Source organism: Shewanella sp. c952 (assembly GCF_019654975.1).
In the GTDB taxonomy this organism is placed as follows: Bacteria; Pseudomonadota; Gammaproteobacteria; order Enterobacterales; family Shewanellaceae; genus Shewanella.
The window spans coordinates 95,401-118,996 of sequence record NZ_BPEW01000008.1 but is presented as its reverse complement, the minus strand read 5'-3'; the positions used below and the strand labels follow the sequence as shown (position 1 = coordinate 118,996).

Genomic DNA, 23,596 nt, shown 5'->3' with positions numbered 1-23,596 from the left:
TTAGGGTAAACCATCAATTTGCTTAACCACTACGATTTCCCTCCTGAAACCAAAAGCATCAGCCATATCTACACTGCTTTCGAGAAGCGTAATCATTCAGCATAAAGGTTTTCAATTTAAAAATGCCGAACTAAACCCCCACCCCTTTGCCAACCAACAACACTAACTCCCCCACCGGAGTTGCCGAAGTGCATTGAAGAAATAAGCGGCAAGCCCACACGGTCTTTCCGGTGCATCCATGCACTTCAAGACATTCAGATGTCCTGCCTATCAGATATTTCATCGGAAGTGTTAGGCTACTTCGGATAAGAACAAGGAAAACAGCTTCGCCAAGGCGCTGGGGGCTTCTTTTATAACAATGAGGCAAAAGGGGCACAAGCGCTTTGCCCCTTGGCTCGACTCTTGATTACGAGAATGGGCGAAGCACCACGACTTGAATTAAACGAAGTTTGATTACTGAAATTATACGCCGCTAGCAGTAATACCTAAGATTGTTTGACCCAAATAATCTCATCCATAGCAAAACCTAACTGCTTAGCCTGCTCGATAAACTGCTGTTTAAGTTCCTCAGTTACCTCTGGCGTTCTAGATAAAAACCACAGGTAATCGCGGTTGTAACTGGTGATAAAAGCGTACTGATAGCCCTCTTTATCCAATTCATACACCACATAAGAGCCGTAAAATGGTCCAAAAAATGACACCTTTAAATGACCAATGTTAGTCTCATCAACAAAGAACGCTTTGCCATCGGCGCTATCCCACACTTGCTCGTCGGTTTTAAAACCGCGATTAGTCACCTTAACACCGCCATCTTCACGCATCTCGTAATTAGCCGTCACTTGAGTCATGCCGCGCTCAAAACTATGGTCGAGTCTTGCGATCTCATACCAAGTGCCGAGATACTTAGGTAGCTCAAAATCATCAACCGGCTCTATGCCTTTTGGTAGGCTAGTACAAGCTGACAAAAACAACATCGATAACACTAAGTAAAATCGCATAGATAAGCCCTCAAGAGAGTGATAGTAAACAACATTGATTCAGTACGTTAACGACCAGAATATAGTTCACTATGGCCGCAAATTTATCTTAATATGTTTAATGCTAACCTGCGACTTGGCTTTCTAGCTACGTTTCTATCTTATCGTCCAAGCAATCTTCACGTTAACAATCTAACCCGCTAACTCTCAATATAAAAAAGGGCGAATTAACTCGCCCTTTTTAATCCACACTATGACACGGTTAACTCGTTGCGGCGGTAACGTCTTCAGTCAATAGCTGTAAACTGGCAAATTCACGATACAGCTCACTGCTTTGCATTAATTCATTGTGGGTGCCACTGGCGACCAGCTGGCCTTTATCCAGCACCAAGATCCGGTCGGCATTTATAACCGTTGATAGACGATGGGCAATGATTAACGTTGTTTTGTTAACCATTAAGCTATCAAGCGCTTGCTTTACCTTTTGCTCACTAATGGCATCAAGTGCGCTAGTTGCTTCATCGAGCAATAAAATTGGCCTATCCGCTAATATGGCTCGCGCAATGGCTATTCGTTGCTTTTGCCCGCCAGATAAACGCACACCGCGCTCACCAAGGTAGGTGTTGTAACCATCACTAAATTCAGTAATAAACTCATCGGCTCTGGCAGCAATGCAAGCTTGCTTTACCTCCGCCTCACTCGCGTCCAGTCGCCCGTATCGCACATTTTCGAGCACACTGGTTGCAAAAATAACCGACTCTTGCGGCACTAATGCATATTGCTGTCTGAGGGTTTGCGGACATAGCTTTGAGATATCAACGCCGTCAAGCTCAATGCTACCGCTGTTAAGCACGTAAAAGCGCTGCAGTAATTCAAATAATGTACTCTTGCCTGCGCCGCTGGCACCGACGAGGGCAACTCGCTCAGCCGGTTTAATGTGAATATTAAGTCCACGGATGACTTCATCTTCGCCCTGCTCTTCTATGCCACCCTCACGGATATTACTGTAAGCAAACCGCACCTGTTTTAACGCGAGTTCACCTTTTACCACCCCAGGCAAAGACAATGGCTCAGCCACAGTAGGAATATCTATCGGTGTTTCAACCAGTTCAATCAATCTCTCTGTCGCACCTGCAGCTCGCTGTATCTCGCCAATCACTTCACTGATCGTTGCCACTGACCCCGCGACCATCACCGCATAAAACATAAAGGCGGATAATTCACCACCGGTGATACTGCCATTCATCACATCATGGGCGCCCACCCAAGTCACCAGCGCAATGGCTAGAATACTTAAGAACATCACCAACGAGATAAGAATAGAGCGATACTTGATACGCCCTTTGGCTGCATCCATGACAGACTCGACACGCTCACCAAATAACGCACGGTCTCTATCTTCATGGGAGTAGGATTGAACGGTATGGATTTCATGTAAGGTTTCATCGACATAAGCGCCCAAGTCGCCTACTTTGTCTTGGCTTTTGCGGGACAAGTCACGCACCTTACGGCCAAAAAAGAAGATTGGCCCCAGCACCATAGGAACCGCCAATAGCACTAAGCCTGTCATCTTAAGACTGGTGATAGCCATCATAACGATGCCACCAATCACGGTCACACTGGCGCGCAGTGCCATAGATAAACTTTGTCCGACCACTGATTGCAGCAATGTGGAGTCGGCAGTAAAACGGGAGATCACTTCACCGGTTCTGAGCTTGGCGTAGAATCCCGGCGATAACTTTAATAGGTGGTCATAAACTTTAAGCCGAATATCGGCGCTTACACGCTCGCCTAGCCAGGTCATCAGATAAAAGCGGCAAAATATCGCGCTGCTACTCAAGGCCGTTATTGCGACCACCAATAAAATAATTTCGTTAAGACGCGATCCATTGTCTTGTAAAAAGCCTTCGTCAACCATCAAACGGACACCTTGTCCGAGTGAAAGCCAAGCTAAAGAGCCGATAAACAAGAAGATAATCGCCGCAATAACTTTAGCGCGGTAAGGTTTTAAAAAAGCACCAATCCATGGCAAAACCGCGCGGAGACTAACCGGTGGGGTTAGGCTGGCAGTTTCTAGCGGCGTCTTATTAGGCGCATTAGTCTCGGATGTTCCAGTTGAGACAGAAGATGCTTGTTGGCTCAAGGCAGTGTCCTAAGTTAGATGTGAACGAGAGTAGAATAACAAAACCCGCTAAGTAGCGGGTAATGATTATGTGAAAGAGTGCAAACAGCTAGATTTATTTAAGCTGCTACATTTTTACAATTAAGATGCTGTCGTGTCAGCAAGCTCCGCTTTGGGGCTGCCGTGATGGCCGTCGCGCTTCCAATCCACATCAAGCAACTCAGTACCAGATAGGCTAAATGCCTGACCAAAGCCTTTGACATAGAGCCCTTGATGGGGATTGAGCTTAAATAGGTTGAAGTCTGTTAGGCCAGCGAGGTTATCAATCATCTCACCAAAACGGCCAGAGAGTGCCGCCACCCCTTTTGTAAAAGTGTCGCTATCACGATCGACCAGTTCAGCAGTAGCATCAAAGGTTAAGCGCTTGCGGGCGAAAACACTTTTGGCTTCATTTTCGTCTTCAACAAGCATCACCGACAAGATGTTTGAGGCTTTTAGATTCGTACCATGACGAGCAAGCTCACTGACTAAAATGTAAAAGCCATCATCGGCCAATGCAAATGGTGCGTAACTTGCGTTTGGAATACCACTCGCGTCTTGTGTTGCAAGCTGCAGGGTTGAACGAGCATGCTTAAACTCTTCAATCTCTGGCAGTAGTTTGTCTCGTAATCTTTGCTCTTTTTCAGTCGTCATTGCACTATTCTCTTATTTTAATTTGTAACCAATACTTCAGCTTTTCGAGCAGTGGCTATTAGGTTTGTTCGGCTAAAAGTCTTGTATATTGCGTTATGCTGTAGTGGTTTGTAACTCAGCTTTTAATGCATTAAAGCGAGTCACTTGCTCTGGCAGTAATACTCGTTTTTTGTCGCGACCTAAATACACTTTAAATACCACTTCACCAGCAGGCCCAAAAAAGTTAATTGAGTGACTTTCTGTACCGCGAAACGGCTTGCTGATTAAGGCTATGGCGCTAATATCATCTAGCTTTAAGTGACCATGCAGGCCATCACCTTTGGTGATGAGGTTGTAATAACCGTGAGCATACTTTCCTTTAGGGAATGCGCCTTTAAACTCAAAAATGCTTCCTGACGCTGACACAATAGTGGTCATGTTGCCCCATTCAGGTAAAGAGGCCAGCAAGGCATCTTTTTCTGAGGTAGGCAGCAGCGTCAATTGCTCGCAGGGTAGTGCTGACACCACTTCAAATTCAGACACTTTAAGTTCTGCCGCTATTTGGCTAGGCATTGCACTTGGGTTATCAATCAGGTGTTGGCGGATGGTTTCTACTGTGGCTGACATGGAATATCTCCGATAAGAAAAATAACAAAAGGCCAAGTCACTTGTTGTAAGTGAATTGGCCTTAATGGCTAGCTTAGTTAGAAGCTATAGCGCGCTGACAATTTGAAATTCCTTCCCTGTTCATAAAGGGTTTGCCACGCTTGGCGATATTCCTCATCACCGATATTTTCTACTGCAAAGTCGACTCTTAGCCCTTCAAATGTGCCCATTGCAGGTTCCCATGCAACATAGACATCCCAAAGGCTGTATGAGTCATACTGATTTGTATAATCCTCTGGTAACTGATCTTGCTCTGCAACGTAAGTAAAACGTGTGCCAAGCTTCATGTCACCTTCCATAATGGCTTGCGACAGGTCGATTGCTAACTTTTTAGCAGGAACGTTGGTTAGGTAGTCACCTTCCGTTTTGTCTTTGCCCTCTGTTTGACCGTAGTTTAAGGTCACTCGCGTTTGCTCATAACGGTAACGTGTACTGAACTCAAAACCGGTTAGCTTGGCTTCATCAACGTTGTTCCAAGAGGTCGTTTGCTCAAAGCCGGGAATACCCATAAGCGGATCTGATACTGACTGTTCGATGAAATCATCGACATCATTTCTAAACACACTTAACGTCATTGCTAATTCGTCATTACCTGCAAGCTCGCTAAAACGAAGATCCGCTTTAATCTCTTTGTTTTGCGCCTTTTCGGCTTTTAGATCTGGGTTGATTTCAAAGGTATTGCAAAGCCCACCAGGTAAGAAACCAGGGATCGGCGGGATGCAGTAATGAGTACCCGTTGAGTACATCTCCTCAATACTTGGTGCACGGAAAGCTTGGTCATAGCGAGCGCTCAAGGTTAACCAATCCGTTGTCGTCCATACCAAGCCTACAGATGGAGAAAGCGCACTGTCGTCAGATTCTTGGTTTAAGTTGTTACTGGTATTTTTAAAGGCGTCGTAGCGTACGGCAGCATCGACTTTCCAGTTGTCAGAGAGGCTAACATCGGCACGAGTAAATGCTCCCCAAACCGCGGTTTCACCATCAATATCATCAGGGCGCTGACCCGCTTGACCGCTGTCGTCACGTACTGTTTTAATCGTATCTTGGTAACCATCGACGCCGTATGTTAGTACCGTGTTTGCGAACTCTGAACTGTTGTTGATACTAAAACCAAGGGTATTATATTCAGTGCTGTCGACTTGGTTTTTAGTAACACGGTCTTCGTCATAGTCGGTACCATTCCAGTACAAGGTGGCATTGAGATCGAGCAACTTATTCGCAGTCGGGTTGAAGCTATAATCTAATGTTACGTTTTGATCGTTAGTTTTGCGCTTCACCAGTGGTACAGAGCTGCCCACTTCGGTGGTTGGATTACTAGGAACTAACTCATCGACTTTAGAAAACCTTGCTGATAGCTGCAGGCGTTGTTCGTCGGTCGGCTCCCAACCGAATTTAGCCAAACCACTCGAACCTTCAGAGGCACTATTTTCAAGGGTTTGGTCGTTGCCAACCTTAATGTTATTGCTGTCGTAATAACTGCCGTTTAGTAACCAATCAATATCACCTGCTGTCGATGTTTCGGACAAACCATAGATTGCACCGCTGGTTTTAGCGCGATCACCGTTGCTTTCAAAACCTTGCTTGATGTAACCACCAAACGTGTCTTCATCTTCAAGAAAATCATGAGCTGACTTAGTATTTTGCGCGACCACACCACCAATCGCTCCACTGCCCCAAAGGCTACTTGCAGGGCCACGTACGACTTCCACAGAACTGAGTAATTCAGGATCGATAAAGTAGGTTCCGCGATGACCTGAGTTAGTGTTTTGGCGAGCACCATCAATGGTCTGTAAAACACGTTGGCCACCTAAGCCTCGAATTTCAACGCCTTGGGATGAAGCTCTTGGACCATTGGAAACATTAACGTTTGCTTCATTTTTCAGTGCTTGAGCTACTGACGCAGGTTGAAGCTCTTGTAGTTGTTCTTCGCTCACTACAGCTACGCTACGGCTCGTTTCGGATACTTTTTCAGTGACACGAGTGGCGGAAACCACTACTTCGTCAAATTCGGTAACTTGCTGAGTTTGTTCTGCGTATGCACTGGAGCTAAAAGCCAATGCCATTGCAATTACGAGTGGCTTCTTGGTCATGTTTCAATCCTCAAGGTAAGTTTATGGCGGGAGCGACAACAACTTATTAGTCCATTAATTGCGCAGAATCGGACACCCGTTCTATTATTTTCGGCACTTTACCTGAGAAAAAAACATAGATCAAATGAAAATCATTATCATTTGCGATCTCATTAAGATTTGTGTATCTTGGTGTCATTCGATAAAACTATTGAATATAACCTTCTGTAAAATATGTAAATTGTAAGTTTTGTAAAGCTTGACTAAGCATATGTATTTCTTAAGGTGTATTCAGCAGTAATGATTTTAGACAAGACAATCGGCCATGACTCCTAAACGATACTTTGCTTTTGGTTGCATCACTTTGTTAATCCAAGGTGGAGTGCTTGCCTCACAAAACACCGCCCCAAGTCTGCAACTAGACGCAGGCTCAGCAATGGGCACTCAGCAGGCGGTGAACCTCTCTATTGCCATGCAGGCAAGCCAAGCACCAGCAAGTAACGTTGCTGAACCAGAGCCCGTTAAAGATATTGCGCCGCCAAAACCCGTTAAAGCTAAAGCTGTCGAGCCCGCGCCGGCAGAACTAAAACCTGTTGTAGAAACCAAACCAAACACTGTAGCGACCGCAGCTGAAAAACCAACCACAAGTCATAAGCCAAAAGCTGAAGCCGTTGCCAAACAAACTGAAACTCCAGAGCCGGTCAAAGCGCTAGCTACAGACGATAGCCGTACAGAGATAGCCCACAATCAAAACCAAGTCAGTGCTAAACAAGGTGTTAGCCAAGAGTCTGTGCAGTTAAACCAGCCAACTTTTGCCACGCCACCAGCACAGCCTCATTACCCTAAAAAAGCCCGCAAGCGTGGACTACAAGGAACAGCAACCATAGAGGTAATGTTCAACCAATTAGGTGAGCAGTTATCACTGACCTTAATCGACAGTTCTGGTTACCGATTACTCGACAAAGCCGCACTTAATGCTGTTGAAAAGTGGCAATTTTCAGCTCCATCGCCGCAAACCGCATACGCCTACACAGTGCGTGTACCGGTTAAGTTTCAACTCAATTAGGACCAATATTTAGTACCAAGATTCGAGACGGTGCTAAATCGGAAAAACAGAACCACTGATTTAAATTTCAATGACGTTTCTCTAGGAGAGAAATTTAGACTCTTTTAGCTGCTGCTAAAAAGTAACAGATGCGTTTTAGGGACGGCGCGAATAACACCATTAACAAGACGCGATAAATGGTTATCGTATAGGAAAATTAAATGTCTCAAGCTTTATCTCAATCGGCAGCTCAATCTGTGTCTCAACCGCTGTACCAGCAACTTGCAGAGCAACTAGGCTACCTTACATGGCCACTTTTTATCTGTGCTTTTGTGGCATTGATGATTATCCTCGAGCGCCTTGCACTCATGCTTTATGAACTGCCAAAACGCGACGGCTGGTTAACTCAACTGCGCCAACAAGCACGCAGCGCAACCCCTGAGCAACGTCAGCAATTGACTGCAGAGATCAGTCAAGGCCGCAGCATGTTAGCGAAAGGAACGGCACTGCTATTACGCCATAGCGACCAAAGCCGTGAGATGCGCGAAGAGATCGTCAACTTGTGGCTCGTGAAGCAAAAAAGCCGATTACTTTCAGGGCTCAAAGTCTTGCAGATCATCGGTATCATTACCCCATTACTTGGCTTATTAGGCACAGTACTCGGTTTAATCGAAATGTTTAATCAACTCGGGCTTTCTGACGGCCCGGTAACGCCGTCGGAACTGGCTTCAGGCCTTGGCCTTGCGATGAATACCACTGCTGCTGGACTGATTATTGCGGTTCCCGCTATTACCCTAGCCCACCTGTTTACCCTTTGGGCTGAGAGACGTTGCAATAAACTCGCCCATGCACTCAACCTGTTAAACCTGTGGCTAGAGGGTTTTGATCAAGCCTTGAGTATAGGTAGCGATTCTGCTGCGCAGCTCTGCAGTAAGGCGGCAACTTGCAAAGAAGCAAGCTGCCAAGTGCCAAATGGAGCTAACTGATGATCACAAGTGATAGCGAACAAAACAGCGCTTTACAAGGGTTAGATCTAACTCCACTCATTGACATCATCTTTATCGTACTGGTGTTTTTACTGTTAACCGCCAATACCCAGCTACTTAGCTTGCCCGTCGATGTGCCGACTGAAGCTGACTCAAGCTTAAACGCTCTGACTCATGATAAACATGTGGCGATAAACATTCTCACCGCCGATCCACATTGGGCGATTAACGGCACCACCTACCAAAACTTCGATGAGTTTGAAGCCGAATTCATCAATATTTTTAGTGTTGATCCCGACGTGAAGGTGGTGGTTGCTGCAGACAAAAATGCCCCTGTACAGCCCTTGATGAATGTACTGGCATTGCTACAGCGACAACAGATCAGCAATACCCAAATTTTGATGGAGCCTTAATACATAAACCGCACTCAAGTAAGCAGCAGCTTAGACAAGTTGCTTTTAGTTACTGAGCCAAATTTCTGTGAGCCAAATTATTGGAACACGCTTTAATGACAAGTTTAATTTTTGGAGTTTTTCATGCTTAATCTAACGACTATCCTGCCCTTTAGCCGCATGGCTGCGAGCCTTTGCATATCAGCGCTATTGTGCAACAGCGCTATTGCTCATGAAGGAGAGCATCAGCACACCAGCCCACGCGTTGTTAGCGCCGGAGCGGGAATGACGGAATTAGTATTTGCACTCGATGCTGGCAACGAGTTGGTTGCCGTTGATTCCACCAGCCAACTGCCAACTGAGTCTAAAGATATCGCTAAACTTGGTTATCATCGAATGCTATCTGCAGAGGGCATTTTGGCACTTAATCCTAGCATTGTGATGGGTTCAGATGCCATGGGACCTAAAGCAACGTTAGATGTATTGTCGGCCGCTAAGGTTAACGTGGTACAACTGCCCAGTGCCAACACCCAAGCTCAGCTTTATAGCAATATAGATCAAATGGGCAAGCTGTTACAAAGAGAGCCCCAAGCAAAAAAGCTTAAGTCTAAATTGCAGCAATCATTTGTAGATATTGAAGCAAAAAAACAACAGATAGCCAATCAAGGCGATGCGCCTAAAGTGTTGTTTCTACTGCTGCAGCCAGACAGACCAGCTCGCGTAGGCGGCGATGACACCGCTGCAGATATCATAATTAACTTAGCAGGCGGCAAAAATATTGCGGGGTTCTCTGGCTATAAAAGTGTTTCACAAGAGGGGATCTTGGCACTGAACCCTGACGTAATCTTGATCTCAAACCGTTCAGACAAAGAAACTGACAACCCGGTGGATTCATTGCTAAAAACCATGCCATTACTGGCACATACTCCTGCGGGAAAAAACAAACAGATCCAAAATCTTAACCCACAAGCGCTACTGGGTGGTTTAGGGATTAGTGCAGTCGCAGCCGCTGATAAGTTAGCTAGCGATTTTATCAGCGTTAAGCGTTACTAAATCAGCAACTCTGGAATCGTTAAATGGAAAATACTCGTTGGCTTTGGCCCTGTTTACTGACCGCTTTGGTGGTAACAAGCCTGATGTCTGTCAGCATAGGCCCACTGCAAATTAGCCCCAGTGCTAGCTTCAGTGCCGTCATCAATTGGGCAACACATATAGAGATTGGAAATGTCGCCGCTCATGAGCAGTTAGTGATTGATAATGTGCGCTTACCACGTACCCTGCTCGCCTTAGCAGTGGGAGCTGTGTTAGCACAATGTGGCGCTGTTATGCAGGGGTTATTTCGCAATCCACTGGCCGAACCGGGCATTATTGGTGTCTCCTCTGGCGCTGCGCTCGGCGCCGCTATCTGTATCGTGCTGTTTCCCCAAGGCGGTGAATATGCCGTTGCAATCAGCGCTTTCTTGGCAGGTTTAGTCACCACATTAGTGGTCTATCGCCTTGCCAGTAGTCCAACGGGGACTTCAGTCGTGCTACTGCTACTATCGGGAGTTGCTGTTGCAGCACTAGCTGGCGCAGGGATTGGGTTACTGACCTATATGGCTGACGACATGGCTCTTAGGGATCTCACGCTTTGGCAGCTTGGCTCGATAGCGGGAGCCCAGTGGCATTACGTCATACTCACACTCATTGCGCTTGCGCTCGTCAGTTGGCAATTTAACCGCAGCGCCAAAGCACTGAATGCATTGTTACTTGGAGAGGCTGAAGCTCGACATCTAGGGCTAGATGTCGACAAACTGAAACTGAGACTGATTGTGCTATGCGCTATCGGCGTCGGAATATCAGTTGCTGCCACCGGCATTATTGGCTTTATCGGCCTAGTAGTGCCGCATCTCGTTCGCATGCTGGTAGGCCCAGATCATAAGCAACTATTACCTCTTAGCGCTATGCTCGGCGCCGCGTTATTAGCCCTTGCGGATATCGGCGCTCGCGCTATCGTTGCCCCATCAGAGCTGCCAGTGGGTTTAGTGACAGCTCTGCTCGGTGCGCCCTTCTTTATTGTTTTATTACTCAAACAGCGCAGCAGGTTAGTATGAAGATGAGGTTGATATAAGTATGAAGCAAACAAGGTTTTCTCAATCTAAACCTCTATCGCAATCTGACTCTCAGGCAACTGTAATAGAAGTTAACCACCTGTCAGTGCGCATTGGCCATAAACCTGTGCTTACCGACATCAATCTAACTTTACATGCAGGTGAAGTGACTGCGCTTTTAGGGCCAAATGGCGCTGGGAAATCAACCCTGCTCAAAAGCTTGTGCCAAGAGGTTGAAGCGGAAACTGGTCGGATAAAAGTTCACGGACAAGCCATAGACAGCTGGGATAGGCAGCAGCTAGCGAAATCTCTTGCTGTTTTGCCGCAACATGCCTCATTAACGTTTCCATTTAAGGTCAGCCAAGTGGTTGAAATGGGGCTATACCCGTTAACGCTTTCCCAACTACAAGGTCAGCAACTCATCGATAACCAGCTAGATAAATTGGATTTAACGGCTTTGAAAGATCGCAGTTACCCGACGCTCTCTGGAGGTGAAAAGCAGCGAGTACAGCTAGCACGAGTATTAACTCAACTGGCGCAATCGGATAAGCCGGCAATTTTGTTTTTAGATGAACCAACATCAGCACTGGATTTAGCGCAGCAACACCGGGTTTTAAAACTGGCAAAGTCACTTGCTCACGAAAGTAACTATGCCGTGGTGGTTGTGCTGCACGATCTTAATCAAGCATCCCGTTATGCCGATAGGTTGATTATATTGCAGCAAGGTAAAGTCGTTAGTGATGGTGTACCCGCTGCAGCCTTAACGCCGGAAACCATAAGGCAAGTGTGGAAGTACGATCCCATCGTAGTGATGGAGCCGGGACAACAAACCCCACTGCTGTTTTAACTCTCAACTCGACAAGCAACTAACTCTTACTGACGAGTGCATTGGTCCTCGTTTTAGCCTTGCTATTTCCATGGATGGAGATAGCTCATACCACCCTATTAGACTCAATATTTACATTGCAAACAGCTGCTAACTTGATCCATCTCACCCAAACACTAATTGATAATAGTTATCATTCAAATATATATTTTAATTATAGTATTTGAGAGTAGTAATGATTCTGACGCCATCCATGACGGGGATCTCAAGCCCTGAACCACTGCAACATGCTTTTAAGGTAAAGAGTGCACCACACGCTGGTCGCAGTGGCAGCCGCCCAGCTAATGTCACACCAGAGCAGTGGCAACAATGGTGGCAACAACCTAGCGAAAGTGAACAGCGAGCCCTGTATATTCATATCCCTTTTTGCCGTAAACGTTGTAGTTTTTGTAATTTCTTCGAAAATGGCGCTAACCCACAGCGAATAAGTGATTATATGCAGCAGCTGTGTCAGCAATTGAGCGTTGCCGCTAGTAGCCCTTTTGCTCAGAGCCAACCGTTCGACACTGTATACATAGGTGGTGGTACACCTACCGACATACAAGCTACAGAAATTGCAATGCTAGGTGCTGCGGTAAACCGCTTCCCACTGGTTGATAATGCCGAGGTGACGCTCGAAGGTCGTCTCAATGGCTTTGATGATGACAAATGGCATAGCGCATTGGATGCTGGCTTTAATCGCTTTTCATTCGGTGTGCAGAGCTTTGATACCGAGGTTAGGCGTGCCGCTGGCCGCTTTGATGACAAAGCACAACTGCTGCAGCGGCTATCAACGTTAAGCCAACACGACAGCGCCAGCATTGTGGTCGATCTTATTTTTGGGCTACCGGGACAAACACTGTCAATTTGGCAGCGGGATTTACAAGCAGTCTTAGACAGCGGTGTACATGGAGTCGACCTTTATCAACTTATAGGCCTAGGTGGTACCCGTATTGATCGTGCCAGTGATAAAGGTAAAATTCTGGGTACCGATAGCAGTGAATTTCAAGCTGACAGCCAAACCCGCGCACAGATGTATGCTTTTGGTGCAGAGTATCTAGAGTCGAATCAATGGCAACGCCTATCCAGCTGTCACTGGCGCCGCGATGCACGTGAGCGCAGTGTTTATAACTCGTTAGCTAAGAGTGGCATTGAGATCCTTCCCTTTGGCGCAGGAGCAGGCGGCAGTATTCATGGCCATTCGATGATGAACGCTCGCAGTTTGACCGAGTGGCATCAAGCCCAACAACTGGCCTGCACTATCGGCAATGACGCATCATTATCGACGCCTCATAATGTACCAGGAATGATGTTTACCCCTAACCCATCAGCAAAACTAGATGCTATTTTTAAGCGCGGCTTAGATAGTGGAAAATTGCAATTTAACCAACTTGAAACTCACCTAGTAGAACAGTTACAGCCGCTCTTTGAAGCATGGCAAAGCCATGGACTCGCGCAGCTTAGCAGCAACGCATTAACACTGACGTTGGCGGGACGTTTTTGGAATGTAAATATGCAAACTGGTCTGTTTGAGTTTCTGACTGAAAATAAAAGTTAAACAGGATTTAATCTCGCGGGGAAAATAAGTCACTAAAGGATAAATCGGCTCATGTTATAGTGAGCCTATTCTTAGCTAAGCATTCATAAAATATGGCACAGCAGATCTCAGACGAAACCAAAAACGAAGCTATGAAAGTGGCAAAATCGACCCAGAAGCCGGGGCAAACAAAAGAGCAAACTAAACTAATTGCACTCGGTATTGAAAAAGGTATTGCTGAATATAAAAAACAGCAAAAAGGCAAAGCTCGGGTACGTGATAAGCAAAAGAAACAGCAGGTTCGCGCTAAAGCGAGAGCTGCAGAGCCTGAGCATATTGAAGAAAATATTGAAGACCGCGCCGCCAGCCCTTATCTGCCTTGGGGCTTATTGACCCTAAGTTGGATTGGATTTATCAGCTACCATGTTATGACAAAATAATCCTACTTTAAATATCAGCCGCTGTTTGCAGCGCTTATGGGCGGCTGATATAACCTCTGCAAGTTATTACGCCCACCCTCCAGCCAAAATCAATACAAGTCACTGACTTTAAAAACTACAACTTGCTTAATTACCAATCTCTAATTCTGTTCATATTTATTCATAACTTGTCTCAAGCTGTTCATTGCAAGCCCCATCGCTATTCACATCATCTCCCTATAATGACCTCATCAAAGAAAGGATTGAGCTGGAGCTGAACGGTCATGACAAATCAAAATCCGAATAAATTAAACACGAGTAGCAAAAAAGATGAGCTTAAGGCTTTGAGCTTCATCATCTTTATATTATTCCCTGCACTAAGCATCGCCTTTGTGAGTAGCTATGGTTTCATCATTTGGATGATCCAAGCATTTGGCGGCGTTGTCACTCACTAATCCCCTATTTCACTTTATAAACTTATTACGAGGATGCGATTATGAGATGGTTACTTAACATCTGGCGCACACTAACCAAACCAGCACAATACCTTACACTCGGCACTGTTAGCGTGTCAGCATTTCTAATGGGCGTTATCTTTTGGGGTGGTTTTAACACCGCGCTTGAAGCAACAAACACTGAAGCGTTTTGCATTAGCTGTCACAGCATGGAAAGCATGCCGTATAAAGAGCTACAAGAAACAGTGCATTGGTCAAATCACTCAGGTGTGCGCGCAACCTGCCCTGACTGCCACGTTCCTCATGAGTGGAGCCGTAAAATTGGCCGTAAAATCGAAGCTTCTCACGATGTTTGGGGCTGGTTACTGCAAACCGTCAATACCCCTGAAAAATTCGAAGATAAACGCCTAGAGATGGCCAGCCGAGAATGGAAGCGATTCGACCGCGATAACTCTCTAGCTTGTAAAAACTGTCATAACTACGACTCAATGAAGTGGGACAGCATGTCTAAGCTCGCGCAAAAACAGATGAAGCGCGCCGCAGAACTCGATCAAAGCTGTATCGATTGCCACAAAGGTATCGCTCACAAACTGCCTGATATGGGCACGGCACGTGCGCCAGAACTCATTGCAGAAGTAGGCTCTGGCGTTAACGGCTTAGAGGTTGACCAAAGCTACTTTACGGCACTGACCAAGCCTGTTTACTTTAATGAAAAAACAGACGTTGAAGCCGGTACCTTGAACATCGCCACTAAAGTGAAAGTATTAGAGCTTAAGGGCAATCGCGCCAAAATCGGTATCGACGGCTGGAGAAAGAAAATCGGTGCAGGCCGCGTGATCTACTATGACTTTGGTTTGAACATTCTATCGGCTCAGCTCACTAAAGATGCGGCGCTCGAAGAGGGTGTAATTAAAACTTTCGAAGAGAAAGAAGATCCAATGACAGGCCTTAAATGGCAGCGTGTTGAAGCCGTTATTTGGACGGATACCGACTACCTACTTAGCGACCTACAGCCACTTTGGAACTATGCTCGCAGCACCTATAGCGACAGCTGCAGTGTGTGTCACACCCAGCCAGATGAAGCGCACTTTGACGCCAACACTTGGCCAGGAATGTTCCAAGGCATGATCGCATTCGTCAACATGGATCAAGATACCCAAGCATTAGTACAGAAATACTTGCAAGAGCATTCATCAACTTTCAATAAGTCGGCTCACTAATAGGACTGCAGATTATGAACAGAAGAGATTTTCTAAAAGGCTTAGTCGGCACCTCATATGTTGTACTTAGCGGCTCATCAGTCTTAGCACCGTTAAATGCTTTAGCGGCCTCAGGCGCAAAAGCCAGTGATGGATGGTTGACCACAGGTTCACACTTTGGCGCATTCAAGATGAAGCGCAAAAATGGCGTGATTGATCAGGTCATCCCGTTTGACCGTGATAAATATCCGACTGACATGATTAACGGCGTTAAGGGTTTAGTCTACAACCCATCTCGTGTGCGTTACCCAATGGTTCGCTTGGACTTTTTACTGAAAGGCCATAAAAGTGATACTAGTCAACGTGGCGACTTCCGCTTTGTACGTGTCACGTGGGATAAAGCACTGTCGCTATTTAAAGACTCACTTGATGAAGTGCAAACTAAGTATGGTCCATCAGGACTACACGCAGGCCAAACCGGTTGGCGTGCAACCGGTCAACTGCACTCTAGCACCAGCCATATGCAACGCGCTGTTGGCATGCATGGCAACTTTGTTAAGAAGGTCGGCGACTACTCTACTGGTGCTGGGCAAACTATTTTGCCTTACATCTTAGGCTCTACAGAGGTATATGCCCAAGGTACGTCTTGGCCGCTTATTCTTGAGAACTCTAAGACAATTATCTTGTGGTCGAACGATCCATACAAGAACCTACAAGTGGGCTGGAATGCTGAGACTCATGAGTCTTATGCTTACCTTGCCGAGCTAAAAGAGAAAGTGGCAAAAGGTGAGATCCGCGTTATTAGCATCGATCCTGTCGTCACTAAAACCCAACAGTATTTAGGTTGTGAGCAGTTATACGTTAATCCACAAACTGACGTAGCGTTAATGTTAGGTATTGCCCACGAAATGGTGGCAAAGAACCTTCATGACACCAAGTTTATTGAAGGTTACAGCTTAGGCTTCGACCGTTTCTTGCCTTATATTCAAGGCGAAACCGATGGCGTTGAGAAAACACCAGAGTGGGCCGCTGAGATCACCGGCGTTTCTGCTGAGATCATTCGAGATCTCGCCAAGGTAATGACAAAGAGCCGCACCCAAATGCTCATGGGCTGGTGTATCCAACGCCAGCAACATGGTGAGCAACCCTATTGGATGGCAGCCGTGCTCGCCACCATGATAGGTCAAATAGGCTTACCTGGCGGCGGCATAAGCTATGGTCACCATTATTCAAGCATTGGTGTGCCATCATCTGGTGCAGCAGCGCCGGGCGCTTTCCCGCGTAACTTGGATGAAGACCAAAAGCCACTGTTTGATAGCAATGACTTTAAAGGCACCAGCAGCACGATACCTGTTGCACGTTGGATAGACGCGATACTTGAGCCCGGTAAAACCATTGACTCAAATGGCAGCAAAGTCACCTTCCCAGATATTAAAATGATGGTGTTCTCAGGCAACAACCCTTGGAACCATCATCAAGACCGTAACCGCATGAAGCAAGCATTTCAAAAGCTTGAATGTGTGGTCACTATCGACATGAACTGGACGGCGACTTGTCGTTTCTCTGACATTGTTCTGCCTGCATGCACAACCTTTGAGCGTAACGATATTGATGTCTATGGTAGCTACGCTAACCGTGGCGTATTAGCAATGCAGAAGATGGTCGAGCCACTTTATGAAAGCTTGTCTGACTTTGAAATCTTCACTCGCTTTGCCCGTATTATGGGTAAAGAGAAAGAGTACACTCGCGGCATGACCGAGCGTGAATGGCTAAATAAGCTATACACTGACTGTAAAAATGCTAACGCGGGTAAATTTGAGATGCCTGAGTTTGACCAGTTCTGGAAACAGGGTTACGTGCACTTTGGTGAAGGTAAGCCTTGGACACGTCACGCCGCATTTAGAGATGATCCAGAGATCAACCCACTGGGCACTCCATCAGGCTTGATTGAGATCTTTAGCCGTAAGATTGCCCAATATAATTACGATGACTGCCCAGGCCACCCAACTTGGATGGAAAAATCAGAGCGTAGCCACGGTGGGCCTGGTTCTGAAAAATTCCCGGTATGGATGCAGTCTTGCCACCCAGATAAGCGTTTGCATTCACAGATGTGTGAATCTGAGCAGTTCCGTGAAACCTATACCGTTAACGGTCGCGAACCGGTTTATTTAAACCCTGATGACGCTAAAAAACGCGGTATTAAAGCAGGTGATGTGGTACGAGTGTTTAACGACCGTGGCCAGCTACTAGCGGGTGCAGTGGTATCAAATAATTTCCCTAAAGGAGTTATTCGTATTCACGAAGGCGCTTGGTATGGTCCCGTTGGCGAAGACGGTAGCAAAGAGGGTGGCGCAGAAATTGGCGCACTATGTAGCTACGGCGATCCAAATACTTTAACCCAAGATATTGGTACATCAAAACTGGCGCAAGCATGCTCTGCCTATACCTGCCTGGTTGAATTTGAAAAGTATCAAGGTAAATTACCCAATGTTAGTTCATTTAGCGGACCAGTTGAGATAGCACTATGAGCACAGGATCAGCAGCGAACCCAGTAAACCAAGCAAGAAGTACCATTTACCAGTTACTTTCATCTTTGTTTGCCAAGGAGATCGACCATAAAACACTGCATGAGTTAACCAGCACTCAGGCACAAGCGTTTTGGTCACAACTAGCCGCTGAACCTAGCTTTAAAGCTGATGTTGAGGTGCTTGTTGCCGAGTTTGCCAAGCTTAATAGTGATAAAGCTTTATTGGAGCTTGCTGCCGATTATTGCGGTCTATTTTTGGTGGGCACTAAGCACAGTGCCTCACCTTACGCCAGCCTATATTTAGTCGATAATTCCGCAACGGAAAAGCCAACAAATAAGGCTGATGAACCGCTGTTATTTGGTGAGCAACACCAGCAGATGACTCAGTTTTTAAAACAGAGTCAGCTGCAGGTACAGAGTGAGTTTCCTGAGCCTGCCGATCACCTAGCGGTAATATTGGCTTATGTGGCGCATATCAATATGCATAGCAGCAACCAAGAGCAGCTTGAGTTTATTCGCGACAATCTCGCTAATTGGTTAGCAACTTTTGTAGCAAAAGTCGCCAAGGTCGACACTGGCAATTTCTATATCGCCTTAGCGCAACTGACACTTGCTTGGGTTAACTCAGATCTAGAGTGGCTGGAAAGCGAAAGTTAACCTTAATTGGCGCTCATTCCTAAGCGCTGAACCAGCCTAAATTACATGCCGATAGTGACTGTCCACTATCGGCATTTTTGTCGCTACCTTTAAATTTAATCCACTTGCCAATGTAACGCTCAGTTTTAAAACTTTGACTAGGGCTGTTTATTTTTGACGATGTTCTCTATCTAATCGCTAAACAATATTGCCGCCCGCTTCCCTAAGTAAATCAAAAGTGCTATACAGAACAAGTGAGTTTATAACGCTCAATTTGAAGACACTGCGTAACAAAACCTCAAGGGACAAGGAATCGATACATCATGGATGAACCACTGTTAATCATCGTTATTTTAGGGCTCGTTTTTTGCATTTTCCATATACAAAAAACAGATAGCAAATTAAAAATCATAGAAAATAAAATAGACACATTGCTAGAGAATAATGGCATTGTGTTTGATGAAAATATCCACGTCTCTAAAGATGTGTTAACGGCGATTACCTTAGGTAAAAAGTTAACCGCTATTCGGTTATATCGCCAAGAGACAGGCGCCAGCTTAAAAGAAGCTCATGAAGTGATTAACCGAATTTCCGCAAAAGCTGAATAATCGCAGCTATGATCTCTTCGCAACCAGTGGCACATGTGTATAATGCCGAAAAATAAGCCTAGTGGCGCAGAAGTAAAAGCAACTAATTGCTATTTTGAGTACCATTGGCAAACTTCCGGAGAGCCAACAATTACCAGTGTCATCACCCAGTGCTAATTACTGATTAAACATACTGCCAGCATTAGAACTAAAGGTTTTATAACTTGAACAACTATTTCGAAAGCCCATTTGTGGGTAAGCCACTGCAAGAGCAAGTCACCAATCCAAACATTGTCGTTGGCAAGCACAGCTATTATTCTGGCTATTACCACAACCACAGTTTCGATGATTGCGCACGCTACTTAATGGCGGATAGAACTGACATCGATAAGCTCATTATTGGTAGCTACTGCTCCATTGGCTCCGGTGCGGTATTTATGATGGCGGGCAATCAAGGCCACCAACACGAGTGGATCAGTACTTTTCCCTTTTTCTATCAGGATCATGAAAACTTTAGTCATGGGATTGATGGTTTTGAACGTGCTGGCGATACCGTTATTGGTAATGATGTTTGGATTGGTAGTGAAGCCATGATAATGAGTGGCGTCAACGTTGGTGATGGCGCTATTATTGCCAGCCGCGCTGTCGTGACCAAAGATGTTGCACCTTACGAAATTGTGGGCTCTAACCCAGCTAAACACATTCGTTTCCGATTTTCTGCAACAGAAATATCTCAGTTACTCGAAATGCAATGGTGGCTTTGGACAGACGAGCAACTCAAACCTGCAGTGCCACTAATGTGTTCATCAAATATCGCTGCTCTATATGATTATTGGCAGGCTCTTCAATTAAAATAACGCTAACCTCGTCACCAATTCGGCAATATGCTTATCCATAACAGCCGCAGTTAAAAACACCACTTTTTAGTGCTATGTTTAACTAAGTAGCCAACTAATCACAGCATATTAATTCAGGCAAGCAATAATATTTACGCAACATGTTGATTAAAATACTATTTGTTAGGTTGGTATACAAAATGCTTAATTAGTAATCTTTATAACGACTAATTGCCAAAGGAGCGGCATATGCCTGTCACATTAGAAGATAGACCAATTGAAAAGGTTAGAGAAGAAGTCATCGATAAGCTGATTGTGAATTACAGTCACGGAATCATCTCCGCAGAAGCGTTTGAGCGCCGCCTCGATGATGCGATGGCCAGTGAATCTCACCAAGAATTACTCGACTTAGTGGCCGATTTGTCGCTTTCTGCAGACGATGAGTACAGCAGTAAGAAAGATCAACAATTCACTCCCAATTACACTAGCAAGCAGCAAGATGACACACTCAATATCAATTGTGTGCTTGGCAACAATGAACGCAGTGGCCAATGGGCAGTCCCTAGAACAATTCAAGTTAACAATGTACTGGGCGAAACCACACTCGACTTTACCGATGCTATTTTTCAGCACCAAGATATCACCATAAAACTTAACTGTATTTTAGGCAGTGCAACGGTATTTATTCCTGAGAATGTCAATGTGGTGTGTAAAACCTACTGCGCTGTAAGTAGTATTGAAAACTGTGCGCCGTCGATGGCGAACCGCCAAGCACCTATCATTACCATCGAAGGTAAAGTCATTCTCGGCAGTCTATCTGTTTCAGTAAAGCGCACGATTAAAGAGAAGTTTATCGCTTTTGCCAATCAATTAAAGGACACCTTTAGCTAATAGCAACTCCATTAAAGAGTTGCTCATTCAGCGGAAGTTTAAATCACTGTAGACAAGTCAGTGGCTTGTCGCTAATAGTTATTCTCTATCGAATGGCACATGCGCTGTATTAAGTGATTTCCCTATGCCTTAAATATCAGCCGCACGTTGTCAGCGTCTCAGGAGTTTCACTGCTACGTTGCATTGTCTCAAAAGGGAATAACCATTTCTTTACCAACGCGCCTTGAGTTGAAAGCCCTGAGAAAGCTCTGAACTGAGTAAATCCATAATGGAGTTGGTATAACGATATAACATGGCTAAATACACTTCATGAGGCGAATTCAATTGTGTTTTCGCCGGCGTGATAACGGCCTTACTTAATGGCTTAAACAAGGCGAATAAATTTTGTTAGGAAGATCACTAAAATCGCTAAATTTAGCCTTTGATAAAATCAAGAATGCTGTAATGTGGAGAGTAACAACGTTGTAGTTCACATTTCAGGAGTAACTATGCTAAATGAAAATCACGCGCTTATTTTTGACTTCCCAGAATTTAAACAAGACATTGTCCACTTGAACCATAAAGACCCAGCCTTTGAAGAACAATCCAAGCAATATCACCTATTAGATTACGAAATTCGTCAGCTAGAAATTGACGGTAGCCCGACTGATGACGAGCATATGCACCAACTCAAAGTACAGCGCGCCAACCTAAAAGATGTGTTGTTTCAGAAGTTAAAAGAGCATCACCAGTAAACTATCTAACCTCTATCGAGATATCATTTCATTGCCCTTAGCCAGCGAATATTATCGATAACAAACAAAAGACGACGAGTAGAAAGTTTGCTTATATCAATTGATATAGGCAAACAGCGCTGGACATATGCATTGCCCTCCTAAACACTTCAATAGCCCAAGTTCAATTTCAGCAAGCCTCTCTTTAACTCATCAATCCTATGAGCTTTATTTTGATAGTGTGAACTGCACACCTATATTTCAGCGCACACTTGTACTCATAATGTGTTTTTGATAATTGGAGATAGCGATGCAGAATATCAATTGCCCTCAGTGCCACCAAGAGATTGAGATAAACCTAACAGCTTGCCCACACTGCAAGGCTGCACAAGGGCTGGAATCTCTCTGTGGTGTTGATCCCGATATTCGCATCAAAAACCAACGTCTCACGGTATGGTTTAGCATTCTGTTTGGCGGCTTAGGGATACATAAGTTCTACTTAGGACAGCATCTAAAAGGCAGCCTATACCTAGTGTTTAGTTGGACACTTGTGCCTTTTATAGTGGGTTGGGTTGATGCCGTCCGCACCTTTAAAATGAGTGCATTTAGCTTTGAGCAGCGTTACTCGCGCAGAGTGAGTTAACAACATTGATATAAAGCCGCTAATGCAGCGGCTTTGGTAAGCCAAGTTACAAAGAAATGCTGCTATCGATAAATACAGCCTGCTCAATACCGTTTAGCGTGTTGTAGCCGTCTCTATCACGCACCATGTCTGTAATTGTTGTTGTACCATCATCTTTTTTATCAATGCTGTACTGTGAAGAGTTACCACTGAATTTGACCTGATTGTTGGCGCTATTGCCTGTGATGTTATTATCGAAATGATTCACTATTACATTACTGGCTTGATTTCCGGTTAAAGTGATATCTTTTAAGTATTGAGAATGATGTGTGTAGCCTAATTCAGGATTAAACTTCAGGCTAAAGTCACCACTAAAACTGGCGTCAATACGCGCATTGTACGTTAGGTAAGAATGAAAAAACTGATTGTCCATCAGTGCCGCGCCTAATGGATCCTCCCCCTTCATTTCAGCCCGTGTTTTAGCAATATATCCACCCCACATGCTGTGAGTTTCACTACCGGTCCATGCCCCCCAAAGGCCATAATAGGCATCAACAACTGAGGCTAAATACTCTTGGCTTAAACTGTTCTCTGCAGTCAGCTCGGTAATCCAATTCGCGTCTCCGCCCCATAACTTGTCATTAAGTGCTGTAATTTGAGCTGAGCGGATCTCAGCTTGGAATCCCGGTACTGCACCAACAAATTCACTATTTTGATCAACTCCAATGCCATAATCATGCACCATATGCAATATTTCTTCAAAACTGGCATCCCGATGTTGTTCATAATCCTGACTGATATACCAAGTGCCTCCCTCTACTTGTATTTCATTTTGGTAAAGTGGCTGACCACCGAGATTAGTGGCAGCATTACTACCATCGTCACTGCCATTGAGTAGTAATAGCACTGCGCCGTTTATCGCCATTTTATTGGCCACTGATGATTTATCACTACCAAATGTAGAGCCTGGTAAATCCGTCAAATAATGATTTAAAATGGCTCTAGCACGCACTATTTGGTTATCAGCTAGCTTGTCCTGAGCGATGATATGAATCGGTTTATTATTTGGCGCTACAACCTTGGTATAACGGTTAAATTGAAGCGCAGTGCTATAGGTTGATGATAGCGATGCAGGTACGGCCTCGATTCCAAGCGCTTTGGTTTCCGCTGACAACCCTTCTGTATTGTTATTGTTGTCTGTTGAAGTCTTAGATGATTCCGAATTGCAAGCGACTAAAGCTAAAAATCCTGCACTGACTAGTCCCGCTACAACTGCCTTTGTTACCATGT

General features: G+C 45.1%; 23 protein-coding genes. 17 read left to right on the top strand and 6 right to left on the bottom strand.

Annotation, left to right across the window (positions count from 1 at the left end; genetic code table 11):
* Positions 1–485 precede the first annotated feature (485 nt).
* From K5R16_RS08245 to K5R16_RS08225, 5 genes are all read right to left on the bottom strand, one after another.
* Positions 486–998 carry a lipocalin family protein gene (locus K5R16_RS08245; protein WP_220737067.1) on the bottom strand — a complete coding sequence of 171 codons (513 nt, stop codon included), beginning with the start codon at positions 996–998 and terminating at the stop codon, positions 486–488.
* A 241-nt stretch (positions 999–1,239) separates the two neighbouring features.
* A complete protein-coding gene (locus K5R16_RS08240; protein WP_220737066.1) occupies positions 1,240–3,120 on the bottom strand; it encodes an ABC transporter transmembrane domain-containing protein in 1,881 nt (626 codons plus the stop codon).
* A gap of 120 nt (positions 3,121–3,240) precedes the next feature.
* Positions 3,241–3,792: a heme utilization protein HutZ gene (hutZ, locus tag K5R16_RS08235; protein WP_220737064.1), complete on the bottom strand. Its 552-nt coding sequence runs from the start codon at positions 3,790–3,792 to the stop codon at positions 3,241–3,243.
* 93 nt (positions 3,793–3,885) lie between these two features.
* The gene (gene hutX / locus K5R16_RS08230; RefSeq protein WP_220737063.1) at positions 3,886–4,398 is read right to left on the bottom strand and encodes a heme utilization cystosolic carrier protein HutX; all 513 of its coding nucleotides are present in this window, start codon (positions 4,396–4,398) and stop codon (positions 3,886–3,888) included.
* A 77-nt stretch (positions 4,399–4,475) separates the two neighbouring features.
* A complete protein-coding gene (locus K5R16_RS08225) occupies positions 4,476–6,527 on the bottom strand; it encodes a TonB-dependent hemoglobin/transferrin/lactoferrin family receptor (protein ID WP_220737062.1) in 2,052 nt (683 codons plus the stop codon).
* Between the two features lie 304 nt (positions 6,528–6,831).
* Here K5R16_RS08225 and K5R16_RS08220 point away from each other — a divergent pair, with 304 nt between their 5' ends.
* The 17 genes from K5R16_RS08220 to K5R16_RS08140 all read left to right on the top strand — a co-directional run bounded on the left by K5R16_RS08220 (position 6,832) and on the right by K5R16_RS08140 (position 22,327).
* Positions 6,832–7,572: an energy transducer TonB gene (locus tag K5R16_RS08220; RefSeq protein WP_220737061.1), complete on the top strand. Its 741-nt coding sequence runs from the start codon at positions 6,832–6,834 to the stop codon at positions 7,570–7,572.
* A gap of 200 nt (positions 7,573–7,772) precedes the next feature.
* Entirely contained in the window at positions 7,773–8,537 is a 765-nt protein-coding gene (locus K5R16_RS08215) for a MotA/TolQ/ExbB proton channel family protein (RefSeq protein ID WP_374758388.1), read from the top strand.
* Positions 8,537–8,950 (top strand): biopolymer transporter ExbD, encoded by a 414-nt coding sequence (locus K5R16_RS08210; protein ID WP_220737060.1) that lies wholly within the window; start codon positions 8,537–8,539, stop codon positions 8,948–8,950. Before K5R16_RS08215 ends, K5R16_RS08210 begins: the two co-directional genes overlap by 1 nt.
* Before the next feature lie 123 nt (positions 8,951–9,073).
* Entirely contained in the window at positions 9,074–9,982 is a 909-nt protein-coding gene (locus K5R16_RS08205; protein ID WP_220737059.1) for a hemin ABC transporter substrate-binding protein, read from the top strand.
* A gap of 23 nt (positions 9,983–10,005) precedes the next feature.
* Positions 10,006–11,022 (top strand): iron ABC transporter permease, encoded by a 1,017-nt coding sequence (locus tag K5R16_RS08200; protein WP_220737058.1) that lies wholly within the window; start codon positions 10,006–10,008, stop codon positions 11,020–11,022.
* A 19-nt stretch (positions 11,023–11,041) separates the two neighbouring features.
* On the top strand, positions 11,042–11,866 hold the full coding sequence (locus tag K5R16_RS08195; protein WP_220737057.1) for a heme ABC transporter ATP-binding protein: 825 nt from the start codon (positions 11,042–11,044) through the stop codon (positions 11,864–11,866).
* A gap of 214 nt (positions 11,867–12,080) precedes the next feature.
* Positions 12,081–13,442, top strand: a complete 1,362-nt coding sequence (hutW, locus tag K5R16_RS08190) for a heme anaerobic degradation radical SAM methyltransferase ChuW/HutW (RefSeq protein ID WP_220737056.1) — start codon at positions 12,081–12,083, stop codon at positions 13,440–13,442.
* A gap of 92 nt (positions 13,443–13,534) precedes the next feature.
* Positions 13,535–13,861, top strand: coding sequence for a DUF2956 domain-containing protein (locus K5R16_RS08185; RefSeq protein ID WP_220737055.1), 327 nt, complete (start codon positions 13,535–13,537; stop codon positions 13,859–13,861).
* Positions 13,862–14,124: 263 nt separating this feature from the next.
* Positions 14,125–14,295: a trimethylamine N-oxide reductase system protein TorE gene (gene torE / locus K5R16_RS08180; RefSeq protein WP_220737054.1), complete on the top strand. Its 171-nt coding sequence runs from the start codon at positions 14,125–14,127 to the stop codon at positions 14,293–14,295.
* A 41-nt stretch (positions 14,296–14,336) separates the two neighbouring features.
* Positions 14,337–15,515: a pentaheme c-type cytochrome TorC gene (gene torC / locus K5R16_RS08175; RefSeq protein WP_220737053.1), complete on the top strand. Its 1,179-nt coding sequence runs from the start codon at positions 14,337–14,339 to the stop codon at positions 15,513–15,515.
* A gap of 14 nt (positions 15,516–15,529) precedes the next feature.
* Positions 15,530–18,022 (top strand): trimethylamine-N-oxide reductase TorA, encoded by a 2,493-nt coding sequence (gene torA, locus K5R16_RS08170; RefSeq protein ID WP_220737051.1) that lies wholly within the window; start codon positions 15,530–15,532, stop codon positions 18,020–18,022.
* Positions 18,019–18,678 (top strand): molecular chaperone TorD, encoded by a 660-nt coding sequence (gene torD / locus K5R16_RS08165; RefSeq protein ID WP_220737050.1) that lies wholly within the window; start codon positions 18,019–18,021, stop codon positions 18,676–18,678. The genes torA and torD overlap by 4 nt, the downstream gene beginning before the upstream one ends.
* A 302-nt stretch (positions 18,679–18,980) precedes the next feature.
* Entirely contained in the window at positions 18,981–19,265 is a 285-nt protein-coding gene (locus K5R16_RS08160) for a hypothetical protein (RefSeq protein ID WP_220737049.1), read from the top strand.
* Between the two features lie 203 nt (positions 19,266–19,468).
* Positions 19,469–20,101, top strand: coding sequence for a type B chloramphenicol O-acetyltransferase (gene catB / locus K5R16_RS08155; protein WP_220737048.1), 633 nt, complete (start codon positions 19,469–19,471; stop codon positions 20,099–20,101).
* A 228-nt stretch (positions 20,102–20,329) separates the two neighbouring features.
* A complete protein-coding gene (locus tag K5R16_RS08150) occupies positions 20,330–20,971 on the top strand; it encodes a LiaF domain-containing protein (RefSeq protein WP_220737047.1) in 642 nt (213 codons plus the stop codon).
* A gap of 488 nt (positions 20,972–21,459) precedes the next feature.
* Positions 21,460–21,705 (top strand): YdcH family protein, encoded by a 246-nt coding sequence (locus tag K5R16_RS08145; protein WP_220737046.1) that lies wholly within the window; start codon positions 21,460–21,462, stop codon positions 21,703–21,705.
* Positions 21,706–21,994: 289 nt separating this feature from the next.
* Complete coding sequence (locus K5R16_RS08140; RefSeq protein WP_220737045.1) at positions 21,995–22,327, top strand: TM2 domain-containing protein; 333 nt, start codon at positions 21,995–21,997, stop codon at positions 22,325–22,327.
* Between the two features lie 46 nt (positions 22,328–22,373).
* On the opposite strand, the gene K5R16_RS08135 is transcribed toward K5R16_RS08140, so the two are convergent.
* Entirely contained in the window at positions 22,374–23,594 is a 1,221-nt protein-coding gene (locus tag K5R16_RS08135; RefSeq protein WP_259649803.1) for a hypothetical protein, read from the bottom strand.
* Between the last annotated feature and the right edge of the window lie 2 nt (positions 23,595–23,596).